The 15,071-nt window shown below is 64.5% G+C and carries 12 protein-coding genes and 1 pseudogene; 6 read left to right on the top strand and 7 right to left on the bottom strand.

The window, feature by feature from the left end:
• Positions 1 to 54: 54 nt before the first annotated feature.
• On the bottom strand, positions 55 to 1,797 hold the full coding sequence (locus H6844_10420) for a radical SAM protein (GenBank protein MCB9929813.1): 1,743 nt from the start codon (positions 1,795 to 1,797) through the stop codon (positions 55 to 57).
• 225 nt (positions 1,798 to 2,022) lie between these two features.
• On the opposite strand from H6844_10420, the gene H6844_10425 reads away from it, so the two are divergent.
• Positions 2,023 to 3,255: a multidrug effflux MFS transporter gene (locus H6844_10425; protein ID MCB9929814.1), complete on the top strand. Its 1,233-nt coding sequence runs from the start codon at positions 2,023 to 2,025 to the stop codon at positions 3,253 to 3,255.
• Here H6844_10425 and genX read toward each other — a convergent pair.
• The gene (gene genX, locus H6844_10430) at positions 3,242 to 4,213 is read right to left on the bottom strand and encodes an EF-P lysine aminoacylase GenX (GenBank protein ID MCB9929815.1); all 972 of its coding nucleotides are present in this window, start codon (positions 4,211 to 4,213) and stop codon (positions 3,242 to 3,244) included. The two genes, H6844_10425 and genX, sit on opposite strands and share 14 nt — an antisense overlap.
• Positions 4,214 to 4,280: 67 nt before the next feature.
• On the opposite strand from genX, the gene efp reads away from it, so the two are divergent.
• From efp to H6844_10455, 5 genes are all read left to right on the top strand, one after another.
• A complete protein-coding gene (gene efp / locus H6844_10435; protein ID MCB9929816.1) occupies positions 4,281 to 4,847 on the top strand; it encodes an elongation factor P in 567 nt (188 codons plus the stop codon).
• Positions 4,848 to 5,219: 372 nt separating this feature from the next.
• Entirely contained in the window at positions 5,220 to 6,125 is a 906-nt protein-coding gene (locus H6844_10440; GenBank protein ID MCB9929817.1) for an FAD-dependent oxidoreductase, read from the top strand.
• Between the two features lie 133 nt (positions 6,126 to 6,258).
• Positions 6,259 to 6,678: a transposase gene (locus H6844_10445; protein ID MCB9929818.1), complete on the top strand. Its 420-nt coding sequence runs from the start codon at positions 6,259 to 6,261 to the stop codon at positions 6,676 to 6,678.
• Positions 6,675 to 7,028, top strand: a complete 354-nt coding sequence (gene tnpB / locus H6844_10450; GenBank protein ID MCB9929819.1) for an IS66 family insertion sequence element accessory protein TnpB — start codon at positions 6,675 to 6,677, stop codon at positions 7,026 to 7,028. Before H6844_10445 ends, tnpB begins: the two co-directional genes overlap by 4 nt.
• Positions 7,029 to 7,097: 69 nt before the next feature.
• Complete coding sequence (locus tag H6844_10455) at positions 7,098 to 8,684, top strand: IS66 family transposase (protein MCB9929820.1); 1,587 nt, start codon at positions 7,098 to 7,100, stop codon at positions 8,682 to 8,684.
• A gap of 32 nt (positions 8,685 to 8,716) precedes the next feature.
• On the opposite strand, the gene H6844_10460 is transcribed toward H6844_10455, so the two are convergent.
• From H6844_10460 to H6844_10480, 5 genes and pseudogenes are all read right to left on the bottom strand, one after another.
• Complete coding sequence (locus H6844_10460) at positions 8,717 to 9,946, bottom strand: CoA transferase (protein MCB9929821.1); 1,230 nt, start codon at positions 9,944 to 9,946, stop codon at positions 8,717 to 8,719.
• 41 nt (positions 9,947 to 9,987) lie between these two features.
• Positions 9,988 to 11,028: an LLM class flavin-dependent oxidoreductase gene (locus H6844_10465; protein ID MCB9929822.1), complete on the bottom strand. Its 1,041-nt coding sequence runs from the start codon at positions 11,026 to 11,028 to the stop codon at positions 9,988 to 9,990.
• A gap of 7 nt (positions 11,029 to 11,035) precedes the next feature.
• The gene (locus H6844_10470) at positions 11,036 to 11,914 is read right to left on the bottom strand and encodes an LLM class F420-dependent oxidoreductase (GenBank protein MCB9929823.1); all 879 of its coding nucleotides are present in this window, start codon (positions 11,912 to 11,914) and stop codon (positions 11,036 to 11,038) included.
• A gap of 162 nt (positions 11,915 to 12,076) precedes the next feature.
• Positions 12,077 to 13,772 (bottom strand): annotated as a pseudogene (locus H6844_10475) (restriction endonuclease).
• 60 nt (positions 13,773 to 13,832) lie between these two features.
• Entirely contained in the window at positions 13,833 to 14,987 is a 1,155-nt protein-coding gene (locus H6844_10480) for an LLM class flavin-dependent oxidoreductase (GenBank protein MCB9929824.1), read from the bottom strand.
• Positions 14,988 to 15,071: the final 84 nt, after the last annotated feature.

Raw genomic sequence — 15,071 nt, forward strand, 5'->3', positions numbered from 1 at the left:
GAGCGCCCTATGTAAGGGGCCGGACGCTTGCGGGCAAGCGGGGAGGCGGGCGGCCTATTCCGCCGCCACCAGCTTCGAGCGATGCTTCGCGTCGCGCCGGGCGCGGTTGACGCTGGCCTTGGCGGCGTCGCTGATGCCGAACATCTCCAGCGCGTCCATCTCGTCGTCGTTGACCGGCGTCAGCGCCAGGTCGGTATAGGACCGGGCGTTCGGGTCGGCCTTGATGCGTTTGCGCAGGCGCCCGATCTTCCAGATCATGCCGGCAAGGCGCAGATGCTTCCAGACGATCTCCGCCCAATAGCGGGGGTAGAAGGCCAGCATGCTTTCGCGCGGCAGGGTCGGGCGGCGGTCGCGGCGGAATTTCAGGCGGAAATAGCCGCCTTCCAGCGGGTGGATGCCCTCCAGCTTGATGCAGCCGTCGAACCAGATCAGCAACAGCATCATCCGCCCCGGCGAGATGCCCCTGGCCACGGCGCGGCGCATCACCGTCGCCATGTGCTCCGGCGTGTAATAGGTCTGCCAGGCGAGGCGGTAGGCGCGTTCCCATTCGTCCTTGCTCATCAGGGCATGGCCGGTGGTGACGTGGTTCAGGTCGTACTTGTTCATGTCGGGATCCATCCAGATCCCTTTGGCGTCCAGGTTCTTGTGATCTTCCGAGCCGGGCAGGGGAGTCAGATAAAAGAACTCCAGCAGGTCCAGCGGCAGCTCTTTCTTGATGATCTCGATGTCGCGGACAATGGTCTCCGGCGTATCGGTCGGGAAGCCCAGGATGTAGCCGGCATAGGTCATGGCGCCCACGTCCTTCCACATCTGCAACATGGTGCGGTATTCGGTGATCTTGTTCTGGCGCTTCTTGGTGCCGACCAGGCTTTCCGGGTTGATGTTCTCCAGGCCGATGAAGACGCGGGTGACACCGGCACGGCCGGCCTTCGCGATGAAGTTCGGGATGCGGTGGCAGAGCGTATCCACCTGGATCAGAAAGCGGACGTCCAGGCCCTCGTCCTCGCGCAGTTGGATGATGCGGTCGAACACCGCCTCCCAGTCCTTGTTGCGGGCGAAATTGTCGTCGGTGATGAAGAACCGGTCGATGCCTCGGGCGTGGTTTTCGCGGATAATGCCTTCGATGTCGTCGGCGGATCGATAGCGCGACTTGCGGCCCTGCACATTGATGATGGTGCAGAACGAACACTGGAACGGGCAGCCGCGCCCGGCATCGAAACTGGTATGCGAGCCGGCGGTGTGGCGCACATGCTCGGCCGGCAGCATGGGCAGTTCCGCGCCCTCCATGCCCGGCAGGTCGTTCATGTGGTTGTAGAGCGGCTTGAGCGAGCAGTTCAGGGCGTCCAACAACACCTCGTCCAGGCGTCCGCCCTCGGCCTCGCCCGCGAACAGCGATATGCCGAGCGTCTGCGCCTCCTGAATATCCGGCGGCAGCTTGGGCAGCATGGAAATGCAGCCGGACACGTGGAAGCCGCCGACCGCCACCTGAATGCCGGCGGCCCGCAGCGGCCGGGCGATGTCCATGGCGTGCGGGAACTGGTTGGTCTGCACGCCCACCAGCGCGACCAGACCCTCTCCGCCGGACTCCCGGATCAGCCTTTGGATGCGGTCGGTGCGAACGCGGGTGTTGGTCTCGTCGATGGTGGTGAGGATCAGGTCCACGTCGGCGCCCAGCACCTGCCGGCGGGCGCAATCCTCGGCGAGGCCGTTCAGGGCCGCGAGCGTGTTCGAGGGGATGGCGGAGCGCAGCCATTGAATGACATAGCCGTCGTCGTCGTAATGGCTGGGCTTGATCATCACCAGATGAAAGCGCCGCTTCGCCCCCGGGTTGGTGGACCGGGTTACATAGCGGTTGTAGTCGAACAGGGCTTTCATCTGCATAACCTTTTGTGAACAACTGAATACCACAATACTGTTCATTGCTTTTCTACCATGCGCAGGCCGCGGCGTCACGCGGGCTGGTGCCCACTGCGACCGGTGGCCTAAGCAGCGTCGTTGTCTCCGAGTGAAGGTTCGTCCTCCATGACCGCGCCCGCCGCTGGTTCCGCGCCGCGCCGAAGCTGGCTGGTGCCCGCCGTGCTGATGCTGGCGAGCACGGTCGGCATTCTGGCGACCGACCTCTACACGCCCTCTCTGCCGCGCCTGACCGTCGTGTTCGGCGTGCCGGCGGAGACGGTGCAGTTGACCATGACCCTGAACCTGGCCGGATTCGCACTGGGACAGTTGCTCTACGGTCCGCTGTCGGACCGGTTCGGGCGCCGGCCGGCCATGCTGTTCGGGCTGGCGGCCTTTGCCGTGTTTTCCGTGCTCTGCGGCCTGGCCTGGTCGATCGAGTCGCTGATCGCCTTGCGAATCGGCCAGGGCCTGGTCGGCGCCTGCGAGGCGGTGATCGGCATGGCCGTCATCAAGGAACTCTATGGCGAGAAGGACGGCGTCAGGATCGTCGCCATCTACGCCATGGTGATCGCGGCGGCGCCGGCGGTCGGCCCGATTGTCGGCGGCCAGATGCTGGTGCATTTCGGCTGGGCCTCGAATTTCTGGCTGCTGACCGGGCTGGCGCTGCTGGCCTTGGCGGCCTGCTGGCGCTTCCTGCTGGAAACCGCCCGGCCGGACCGCAGCGCCCTGCGGCCCTCGCGGCTGGTGGTGGAGGCGCGGGCGGCGCTGAGCGTGCCGGCCTTCTGGCTCTACACCATCGGCCCCGCGGCGGCGCTGGGCGGCCTGTTCGCCTATGTGACCGAGGGGCCGTTCGTGCTGATCCACCAGCTGGGCGTGCCGCCGGATGCGTTCGGCTACTACCACGCGGTGATCGTCGGCGTGTTCTTCTGTACCAATATCGCCGTGAACCGCGTGGCGTCGCGGATCAGCGGGGCGGGCCTGTTGCGGGGCGGCAGCATCGCCGCCGTGGCGAGCGGCGCGCTGGCCCTGGGTTTGGTCGCGGCGGAGGCCATGACCGCCATCGCGCTGGTGGTGGCGATGGGCCTGTTCGCGGTTGCGCTGGCGCTGATCTATGCGGTGGCGCCGTTGCAGGCGCTGGCCTCGACCAAGGCGGCGACGGGCATGGCGGCCTCCTGGCGTGGCTTTCTGGAAATGTCCGGCGCCATGATCGGCTCTGCCGGCGTGACCGTGCTGCACGACGGCACGCCCTGGCCGCTGGCGATCGTGCTGGCGGCGGCGGCGGTGGTGATCGTCGCCGGCGATGTCGGCGCCCGCCGGTTTGCACCGAAGCGGGCAAGCGTGGCCGTCACTCCATCGTGAGCCAGAGCACCTCGTCGATGCGTTTGGCGCCGGTCGCCAGCATCACCAGCCGGTCGAAGCCCAGCGCCATGCCGGAGGTGCGGACCATGCCGCGCTCCAGCGCCTTCAGCATGCTGTCCGGCAAGGGATAGCTCTGGCCGTAGAGCCGCTGCTTCTCCGTCCGGTCGCGGGCAAAGCGCTGGCGTTGCTCGAACGCATCGGTGAGTTCGCCGAAGCCGTTCGCCAGTTCCAGGCCGCAGACATAAAGCTCCACCCGTTCGGCCACGGCGGGTTCGCTCGGGTCCATGCGGGCCAGCGCCGCCTGCTCGCGCGGATAGCCGGTGAGGAAGGTGGGCTGGCCGATCCCGAGCCAGGGCTCGATCCGGTTCAGCAGCACGCGGAAGAAGATGTCGTCCCAGGCATCGGCCGGGTCGCTGGCGATGCCGGCCCGCTCGCGCGCGGCGGCGGCAAAGGCGGCCCGGTCGCCCGCCACCGCTGCCAGGTCGATGCCGGCATAGCGCTGGAACGCCTGCGCGCAGGAGATCACCTCCGGGTCGGCGGCCAGGTCGCAGCGCTCGCCGCCCCATTCCGCCAGCATCGGCCTGCCGGCGGCGTGGCGCGCGCGGCGGAGGAGTTGCAGGCAATCCTCGATCAGGCAGCCGATTCCCTGGCCGACCCGGTACCATTCCAGCATTTCGAACGCGGGATGGTGCGTCGCCGAGCGCGGCTCGTCGCGGTAGACCGGCACGAACTGGTAGAGCGCGCGCCGCTCGCGCGCCACCAGCCGCTTCATCGCGAACTCGGGCGAGGTGTGCAGATAGCGCCGCTCGCCCTGAACCTCCGCCGGCATGGCGGCCAGATGCAGTTCGAGCCCGCCGGAGACCTGAAGTGCCGGCGTTTCCACCGGAATCAGGCCCTCGGCCTCGAAATATCGGGCGAGCGCGCGCCGGATGGGCACACGTGCCGCAACCGGTCTCATTGCGTTCCGGTCCGGTTGCCGCTAAACCGCGTCGCGATTTTCAATTTACACCCGCGAGTCGAAGACGATGAAGGTTCAGGCCAACACCATCCGCCCCGGCAATGTGATCGAGCACGAAGGGCGGCGGTGGATCGTGATCAACTATGAACTGATCCTGCCTGGCAAGGGCAATGCGTTCATCGCCATCGAGATGCGCGATGTCAACACCGGCACCAAGACCAACACCCGCTATCGCACCGGCGACACGGTCGAACGGCTGATGACCGACAGCCGCGAGTGTCAGTTCCTGTTCGCCGACGGCGACAACCTGACCTTCATGGACAACGAGACCTTCGACCAGTTCATCATTCCGGCCGACCTTGTCGGCGAGCCGGCGGTGTTCCTGCAGGAAGGCATGACCCTGGTCGTGACCCTGGTCGAGGGCTCGGCCATCGGCGTCGAAATGCCGAAGAGCGTGACCCTGGCAATCGTCGAGGCCGACCCGGTGGTGAAGGGGCAGACCGCGTCGTCGTCCTACAAGCCGGCGGTGCTGGAGAATGGCGTCCGCATCATGGTGCCGCCGCACATCGCCTCCGGCACGCGCGTCGTCGTCAACCCGACCGACCGCACCTATGTGGAGCGGGCGAAGGACTAGGTCTCCGCCGCCCGACTCTCCCGACCGACGCGCCGTGCAGCCGGGGGCAATGGTGATTTTTGGCGGTGGGGCAGCGCTAGGGCGCTTTTGGTCCTGGTTGAACCACTCTCCCGCCCCATTCTCCCGCGCAAACGGGAGCCTATGCCTGAGAGCGTCTCACAGAAACCGGACTCTGTCTTTGTGTCTCAGGCATGGGTCCCCGCTTCCGCGAGGACAGGGAAGTTGGGTGGTGAGCCAGCGGGAAAAGAATTCGCGCCAGCCCGCGAGACCGGGGGCGGACACCGGCCCCGGACGGCGGCTCCGCCACCTCCGGGGTACAGGGGCGTCGGGCCTGTGATACCGTCCGTTCCCCGTGCATGAAGGACATCGACCATGCCCAGCCAGACCCACCAGGCCATCGTCATTGGCGCCGGCATCACGGGCCTCTCCGCCGCGATTGCCTTGGCAGAGAAGGGGGTCCAGGCGGCTCTGGTGGATGACGGCTATCTGGGTGGGCTGATCACCAATGTCGGCGTGCTCGAAGCGCCCGGCCCTTTTGACGGCCTCTCCGGAGCCGACCTCGCCGGCGACCTGCTCGGCCGGGCGATGGAAGCCGGCGCCGACTATCAGATGGGCGAAATCGCTGCCCTGGAGCGTTCGGACGACGGCCTCTGGTCCCTGCCGAACCTGCAACTGGCCGCCCCCGCAATCGTGCTGGCGACCGGTGCCGCACTCCGCACCCTCGGCGTGCCGGGAGAGGACCGGCTGACCGGCCTCGGCGTCTCGCAATGCGCGTTTTGCGACGGCGGGCTGTATGCGGGCCAGCCGGTGACGGTGGTGGGCGGCGGCGATTCCGCCTTCCAGGAGGCGCTGCATCTTGCCGAGATCGGCTGCACCGTGACCCTGCTGCTGCGCGGAAACCACCCTCGCGCCCGCGCCGTTTTCGTGGAACGCGCCGAAGCTGCTGCCAATCTGGCCATCCGCACCGGCTGCGAGGTGCGGGAGATCCTCGGCGCCGACGGCGTGGACGCCGTCCGCATCCGCGACGCCGCCTCGGCCGCGGACGAGATAATCCCCACCCGTGCCGTCTTCGTCTTCGTCGGGCTTGCGCCTCGGGCGGGGCTCGCGCCCGCGGAGGCGCTGCGCGATGCGGCCGGTGCGCTGGTCACGGATCAAGGCCGGGAGACGGCTGCGCCCGGCCTTTACGCTGTCGGCGCCATCCGCGCCGGCTTCGGCGGCGGCCTCAACCACGCTGGCGACGACGCCGACGCCGTCGCGGAGGCGATAGCCGGTCGCTGATCCGGCCCCGAGCGGCGATAGCCGGTCGCTGATCCGACCCCGAGCGGCGGCTCACGGTAAGCGATGCGCACGCCCCACGTTGCTGATTGTGTGATGGAGCGGTTGAAACGATCCTGATGAGAAGGATCGTGAGATGAAACGTTTCGACCAAAACGACATCGGTTTGTTAGACGACGTTCGCGACCGTGTTACGCGAATGGAGGTTCTGGAGGGGCCGACCGGCCGTCGGTCTTGGCCGGACGATGTGAAGGCACGGATCGTGGCTGAGAGTTTCGAGCCGGGGGCACGGGTGTGCGATGTCGCCCGGAGCCATGGGCTGGCACCGCAGCATCTGTCGACCTGGCGGGGCCTGGCGCGAAAGGGAGAACTCGACGTTGCCATCGGGCATGACGATCTTCCGGCCTTCGCCACAGTCGAGATCATGGAAGAAGGCACGGCGGGAACGTCTGTACTGATTGAGATCGAGGCCGACGGCATCACGGTCCGTCTTGGCGCCGACACGCCGGCCGATCGGATCGCCGAGATCGCCGCCGCCTTGCGCCTCGCCCGGTGATCGTTCCCTTCCAGGCGGTCAAGATCGTGATCGCAACCAAGCCGGTCGACTTCCGCAAAGGCCATGACGGCCTGGCCGCCTATGTCGAGAAGGAACTCGGGCTGAAGGCGCATTCCGGGATCGTCGTGGTCTTTCGTGCCAAGCGCGCCGACCGGATCAAGATCCTGGTCTGGGATGGAAACGGGCTTGTGCTGACCTACAAGCGGCTGGAGGCGGGGAAGTTCGCCTGGCCGGCGATCAAGGACGGTGTGATGCGGCTTTCGAAGGCGCAGTTTGAGGCTCTTTTCGAGGGGCTCGATTGGCGGAGGGTCCATGGCCGGCGGGTACGCCCGCCGCTCCTCACGGAATAGCGGCGACGGAGTGAGTCAGGCGGTATCGCGAAGGCCATGGGCCGGCGATCCGGCGGTATAATCCATGGCATGTCAGCTGCCCCAAGCGATCTCGACCTGAGCGTCCTACCGCCGGAATATCGGGCGGCCTTCGAAGCGCAGCAGGCACAGATTGCCGCCTTGAGCTCGGACAATTCCGCCCTGGCGGTATCAAACCGGCGTCTTGAAGCGCTGATCAAGGAACTGCGCCATGCGCTGCACGGCCGGACGTCGGAGAAGCTGACTGCCGATGAGCGCCAGCTTGCGTTTGAAGATCTCACGGTCGCGATCGAAGAGATCGAGGCCGCCTCGGAAGCGGCCCACGCGACGCCTTCAGCGTCGCGCCCGAGGCGCGCGCCTGTCAACCGCAACATTGGCAACCTGCCAGAGCATCTGCCCCGGATCGAGGAGGTGATCGAGCCGGAAAGCCTCGAGTGTCCCTGCGGCTGTGGAAACATGCACCGGATCGGCGAAGACCGCACGGAGCGGCTCGACATTGTGCCGGCCCAGTTGCGCGTGATCGTCACCATCCGGCCGAAATACGCCTGCCGGACCTGCACCGACGGCGTGAGGCAGGCGCCGGCGCGGTCCTGGCTGATCGAAGGCGCGTTGCCCACGGAGGGCGCCATCGCCCACGTGCTGGTCTCGAAATATGCCGACCACTGTCCGCTTTATCGCCAATCCCAAATCCTGGCGCGTTCGGGCATTCAAATCGACCGCTCAACGCTGGCAGGATGGGTCGGCAAGGCCGCCTTCCACCTCGGTCCGGTCGTCGACCGGCTGGCGGAGCACCTGAAACGGTCGACCAAGCTGTTCATGGACGAGACCACGGCGCCGGTGTTGGACCCGGGCAAGGGCAGAACCAAGACCGGATATTTTTGGACGCTGGCCCGCGACGATCGCCGCTGGGGCGGCCCGGACCCGCCGGGCGTCGTCTACTTCTACGCACCCGGCCGCGGCGGCGGACATGCCGAGACCTTCCTGGACGGCTTCGACGGCATTCTCCAGATCGACGGCTATGCCGGCTACAACCGGCTCACCAGACTGTCACGCAAGGGCGGCGCACCGCTCTCTGTCGCCCACTGCTGGGCGCATGCGCGGCGCAAGCTCTGCGAGGTCTTCGAACGCGACGGCTCGGCCATCGCCCGCGAAGGGCTCGAGCGCATCGCCGGGTTCTACGAGATCGAAGACGAGATCCGCGGTACCGATGCCGGCCATCGCCTCGCCGTGCGCCAGGCACGAACGGCGCACCTGGTCGCCGACTTCCGGGAATGGCTGACCAGCGCCCGCGCGCGGGTGTCCGCAAAATCGCGCCTGGGCGAAAAGCTCGGCTACATCCACCGCCTTTGGGACGGACTGCAGACCTTCCTGACCGACGGCAGGGTCGAGATCGACTCCAATGCCGTCGAGAACCTCGTGCGCCCGATTGCCCTCAACAGAAAGAATGCACTCTTCGCCGGCCACGACGAGGGCGCCAAAGCGTGGGGCCGGATTGCCTCCCTGATCGAAACGGCGAAGATCAACGGTGTCGAACCGTTCGCCTATCTGAAAGCGACACTCGAAGCGATAGCCCACGGCCACCCCAACGACCGTCTCGACGAGCTCTTGCCCTGGAACTGGGCGTCAACGTCAAGCTGATCGCTACGTGGGGCGCTCGCAGCGCTTACGGCTCACGCCTTCCCGCCTTGATCATGGTTGGCCGCCCGGCCGATCGCTCCCGCCTTGGCCAGCGTCTCCCGCCGGTCGGCGTCATAGCCGGCCCATTCGGCCAGAACCTCGTCCGTGTGCTGGCCGGCCACCGGCACCGGAAAATCCGAGCGAACCGGCGTCCCGGAAAAGCGCACTGCCGGCCCGGCGACGGGAATCCGGCCCTGGATCGGGTGCTCCACCTCGACGAAATGGCCGCGATGCGCCAGTTGCGGGTTCTCGGCCACGTCCGGGATGGTGGCGATCTTGGCGGTGGCGAGGCGCTGTTCCAGCAGCAGGCGCTCGACCTCCTGGGCGTCCCTGCCCATGGTCCAGTCGGTGACGAGCCGTTCGCACGCGACAAAGTTGATCTTGCGCGCCTCCATGGTGGCAAAGCGCGCGTCGTCGGCCAGTTCCGGCCGGCCCATGACCGTGCAGATTTTGCGCCAGTCGCCGTCGTTCGCCGCCGTGATGTGGACATAGCCGCCGCAACCGCAGGCGAATGTGTGCGAGGGCACCGAGACCGGGTTCTTGTTGCCCTGTCGCCGCTTGGCCCGGCCGAACAGGAAATATTCGCTCATCACCGTGTTCAGCAGCGTCGTGGTGCCGTCCAGCATGGAGACGTCGACCCACTGGCCCTCGCCGGTGCGTTCCCGCGCCTGGAGCGCCCCCAGCATGCCGATGACCGCGTGCAGGCCGGTCAGGTAGTCGGTGATGATGGTGCCGGCCACCGTCGGCGGTCCGTCCGCCGGGCCGGTCAGCTCCTGCAAGCCGCTCAGCGCCTGGATCACCGGGTCGTAGGCGGCGCGCTCGGCCCAGGGGCCGGTCTGGCCGAAGCCGGAAATGCGCACCAGCACCAGCCGCGGGTTCAGTGCGTGCAGGGCCTCCCAGCCCAGCCCCATGCGCTCCAGCGTGCCCGGACGGAAATTCTCGACCAGAACGTCCGCCGCCCGCACCAGGTCGCGCAGCACCGCCTTGCCCTCGTCGCTGTAGAGGTCCAGCGCCAGGCTGCGCTTGGAGCGGTTCAGGATGATGGCGAACAGGCTGTCGGGTTCGCCGACCATGCGGTCGATGAGGCGGCTGGGATCACCGGTGCCCGGCGGTTCCAGCTTGACCACGTCGGCACCGAAATCGCCCAGCATCTGGGTCGCGTGCGGGCCCGAGACATAGCGGGAAAGGTCGAGGACGCGGACGCCCTCCAGCGGGCCGGTCATGGCGGCAGTGCTCCGAAGCGGGACAAAGGGAGGAGGGGGCCTCACCGGAAGGCCGGCATCACCTCCTCGGCGAACAGGTTCATGGACCGCAGCACCTTGTCCTGGGGCAGGTCGCCGAACCAGAAATTGGCGTTGAAATGGTCGATGCCCATGACCTCCTGCAATTGCTTCAGCTTGGCGATGCAGGTTGCGGGCGTGCCCATGACGAAATACCGGTCCAGCAACTGTTCGGTCGTGGGCTCGTTTTCGAACGGCACGGCGATGGCATGGCCTTTCTCGACCCGCTCCAGCCCCTGGCGCAGGCTGAGCGTCACGCGCATGTTCCAGCGCGCCTGTTCCACCACCGCCGGCAGTTCCGACTCGTCGTGGGTGACATAGACCGGCCGCTGCGTGCTGATGCGGATGCCGGCCTTCACCGCCGGGTCCGCCGCCAGCGCGTCGAAGCTCTTGCGGAACTCGCCCAGCCGCTCGATGGAGACGCCGAAGCCGCCGGACACCAGGTTGAAGCCGCGTTTCACCGTGGCGACGATGGATTCCGGGCTTTGGCCCACCACCCAGATCGGCGGGTGCGGCGCCTGCACCGGCGTTGGGTAGACGCTGGTTTCCTCGAAGGAATAGTGCTTGCCGTGATAGGAAAACGGCTGGCCTTCGAAGGCCTTCAGCAGGATGTCGACGCCCTCGTCGAAGCGTTCGCGGCTTTCGCCCAGGGTGAAGCCCAGGCGTTCGAACTCATAGGTCTGGTAGCCACGCCCCAGGCCGATATCCAGCCGCCCGCCGGTCAGGAGGTCGGCGGTGGCGATTTCCTCCGCCACCACCAGCGGATGATGCAGCGGCAGCACCACCACGGCCGAGCCGACGCGAATGCGCTCGGTCCGGCTCGCCAGATGGGTGGCCAGCATCAGCGGGCGCGAGAGATAGCCGTAGGTGGAGAAATGGTGCTCGGCGCACCAGACGCTGTCGAAGCCCAGCCGGTCGGCCGCCTGCGCGATCTCCACGCCGCGGCCGAACACCTCCCGCGGGGGCTTGGCCGACGGGGTTTGCAGCAGCAGGAAGGTGCCGAAGTCGATCGGACGGTTCGCCATTCGTCCGTCAGCCCTTCAGCCCCACCGCCTCGGCATAGGTGCGGCAGGCCTCGATATGCTGGTCGACGGTCTCGAACGGCGCGTCGATGGTGCGGAAGGTACAGTGGCTGACGCCCTGTTCGCGCCAGGCCTCCGTATCCGCCACCCACTGGTTGACCGAGCCGCGCTTTGCCAGCGCCACGGCATTGATCGCAAACTTCGACTTGTCGCGTTTGTACTGGTCGAGCCAGGCATCGACCTGGTCCAGTACCTTTTTGCCGTCGTCGTCCGGCAGCATCCAGGGCTTGGTGAACCAGCCGTCGGCAATGCGGCAGGCCCGCTCCACCGCCACATCCTCGAACGCGCCGATCCAGAGCGGGATCGGCTGCTGCACCGGCAGGGGGTTGATGCCGGCGTCGCGGATGTCGTGGTACCGGCCCTTGTAGGTCACCAGCTCCTCGGTCCAGAGCTTGCGCAGCACTTCGAACTGTTCCTCATAGCGGCGGGCGCGGTTGCGGAAATTCTGGTCGAGCGCCACATACTCGACCTCGTTCCAGCCGATGCCGACGCCGAGCGTCAGCCGGCCGCCGGAGAGCACGTCCACCTCCGCTGCCTGCTTTGCCACCAGGGCGGTCTGGCGTTGCGGCAGGATCAGGATGGCGGTCGCCATGCGCACCTTGGTCGTGACACCGGCGAGGAAGCCGAACAGCACCAGCGGTTCGTGGAACTGCCGGTCGCGGGTGTAGCTGGCCGACCAGGGCACCTCGTTCGGCTCGCGCGCGCCCAGCACGTGGTCGATGCAGGAAATGTGCTGGAAGCCCATTCCCTCGACGGCCTGGGCAAAGTCGCGGATGACGATGGGATCGGTTCCGATCTCCACCTGCGGAAAGGCGACGCCGATTTCCATGGGGGCGGTGTCCTCGTATCGGTTGGGCGCGGTTTGGCGTGACAGGGACTGTAGCGGCGCGGCGCGAGCGCCCGCAAGGGCGCCCGTCTATGATTGGTGAGGCTGGCAGCACATTCCTTTAGCGGACTTGCCATAGTGCTGTTCATCGCATTCACATATATCTCAATTCCGTAGGCCCATTTCGGTTCTTGCTTCTTTCAGATCGATCTTTGCTTTAACACCATGCTTTTCTAGGAGATGCAGCAAGTGCGAGCCGGACAGAAGAGTTAGCGGTTTATCGGAAGCAAATTTGTGTGCGTCGGGGCCATAGTCGGCAGTTGTCACGAGGATGCCTTTGATTGCCTTCATTCATTGTCGTTCCGTACAAATCACGCACTGCCGCGACACCAACCGTGCGCGTGTAGCGTTTGGCCTGGATTATGATCTTGCCGCCGCTGATCGGATCAGGGTCAAAGGCTACAGCATCGACGCCGCCGTCACTGCTGGACTGCGTTACACGTACTTCGCCTCCACGAGATGCAAACTCCTTCTCGAATAGCTCTCGTACCAAATGTCGAACTCTTCCCAGTCCATTGCGGCCAGATTGGTTGTGCCATCGTTCGCAACTTCGACGGTGCGAGGGTCGATAAAAACGTTTGTCGGCTTTCTGGAATTCGATGATAGGTGCGATCAGGGTAAGTCCAACAAGCGAAGCCGCCGAAACGCCCTTCAGAGCTTTGAAACAGGCTTTAGGGTCAATCAATTCCAGGTTAATTGCTGAAATTCTTCCTTTTGCCACAAATCGAGAGAATGGTCGATGCCACCTGCTGGCCTGTGGCGCGATCAATCGATTTCGTCCATCCGTTGAAGGCAATACTTTGAAGATTATTGGCGCTGTCCGCTTCAAATAACTCTGCAATGTACGTAGGCAGATTTGAAAGCAAAGGTCATCAAAAGAGCTTTCTTGTCACGTTCGCTGATGTTGGTCTCTTTCAACTCACCGGTTGAAGCAACGAAGCGAACGGATTTCGTGATAGGAAGTTTATCAGGCGTGGGTAAAAGGTACTCAGCCAAAAGTAATTTTGCTTCAGGGTCATATTGAACCTCCCACTGCTTTGGCACAACGTCGTCATAATCTGAATTTTCAAGAACAATAGAGGAATGTTCTTCAACTGCCTCCGGTTGGCCATTTCTCCACGCAGATTCAAGTGCGTCGACCTTTTCGTTTTCATTGACTTGATGGTTGAGAAATTCTTCTTCCTCTGCATCTTGCGCTGCATTCCACGCGTCCCGATGCTTGGCCCACTCGGCATGAGCGGCGGCATTCTCCATTTCAATGCGTTTAACTTCTTTCGTGTGATCGTCAAGTTTACCTTTGTATTTGTGTTCGAGTTTCTTGCGTTGACCGAATAAAGCCTGAAATAAATTAACTTTTAGCGGAGGTGGGGGAGAGGGAATAGTGTGATCTTTCTTGGTTTGTGTGGATATTCTTTGCGTTCAAACTTAGAGTGGTCTTTGAGAACATCCCAATTGACGGCATCATTTACGGATAATGTATGTTTCAATGTGTTCTTCAGTTGATCGCGCCGCTTTTCAGACTCTATAGTCATATCATCGGCCAATACTTTGCCTGCGGCCACGTCTTTCTTCTTGACATGTGCTTCATACTTTTGTCCCACTGCACCATGAGCGTATCGACTTTGTTTTGCAAAATCGATAGTTCGGGAACGCTCAATTCCTTGTGTAGATCAAGTGCAAGGTGACGAAAATCGATATAGTAGCGCAGGATCCGGTCGCCTGCTGCGCTGAACTTTGCGCTTAGTTCACCTGCTTGAATGTTACCAAGATTGGAGGACGAAAAAGTAATCCGAGGGGACATAGGATTTGTAATCCTCTATTTGAGTGAATTCATGGCAGTGCACGTACTCAGATTGAGAGTTCAGTGCCCGAAATGCGGCATGACCTGTTCCGAGACCCGCTCGAACTGCTCCAGCATCATCGCCTTCGGTGTCGTCAGCGGCGTCGAGAGGTTGATGTGCTGCATGCCGGGATAGCGCTCTTCCAGCATTTTCAGATGCTCGACCAGCCCTTCGGCCGTGCCGGCGAACCAGGCGCCGCTTTCCATATAGTGATCGACCCGGGGCACGCCGGCCGCATACCAGCCGCCCCGCCGCTGCGTCGCCTCCACCTGTGTCTGGTCGATGCCGGGCACGAAGCCCAGCGGCGCGAACATTTTCACGTGCTCCTCATAAAGCGGCACGATGGCGCGATAGGCTTCCTCGGCCGTGTCGGCGATGTGGAAGAAGATGCCGACGGTCAGGTCCTCGCCCAGTTTCAGATCCTTGCCGGCCCGGTGGGCGGCTTGCTGATAGGCCTGGATCGGGCCGTCCGCCATGGTCGCGGCGCCGCCGCCGACCGCGCCCTTGATGCCGTGGCGGATCATGAAGTCCAGCCCGCGCGGGTTGGCGCTCACCACCGGCTGCCAGCATTCCACCGGCCGGTGGATCGGGCGCGGCACCAGCGTGATGTCCTCCAGCGTGTAGCCGCGATAGGGCACCTGCGGCGGCAGGGTGTAGTGCTTGCCCCGGTGGCTGAAGCGCTCGGTGTTGAAGGCCTTGAAGATGATTTCGACCTGTTCCTCGAACAGGTCGCGGTTGGCGGCCTGGTCCTGCATCGGCGCGCCGAAGGTCTCGACCTCGCGGGTGTGGTAGCCGCGGCCGACGCCGAACACGGTGCGCCCCTTGGTCATGATGTCGGCCAGGGCATAGTCCTCGGCAAGGCGCAGCGGATGCCACATCGGCGCGATGTTGAAACCGCAGCCGATCTTCAGCTTCTCGGTCATGTGGCAGAGATGCACCGCCATCATCAGCAGGTTGGGGATGACCTCATAGCCCTCGTGCTGGAAATGGTGCTCGGCCATCCAGAGCGTGTCCCAGCCGAGCCGGTCCATGCGCCTGGCCACCGCCTCCGACTTTTCGAACACGGTGCAGAGTTCGCCGTTCGTAAAGCGGCGCTCGTTGGCGGGCGTGTTGTCCTGGCCATAGTCGGGCATGTCGACATGCCCGGGATAGACGGTGACGAATTTGCTGATCATGGCGTGTCTTCCCGAGGGGTTCTTGGCGATTGCACCAAAGCCTATCGGGAAGACACCGCCGAAGCCAGACCGATGCCGGCCGGG

The sequence above is a fragment of the Alphaproteobacteria bacterium genome (assembly GCA_020638555.1).
In the GTDB taxonomy this organism is placed as follows: domain Bacteria; phylum Pseudomonadota; class Alphaproteobacteria; order Bin95; family Bin95; genus JACKII01.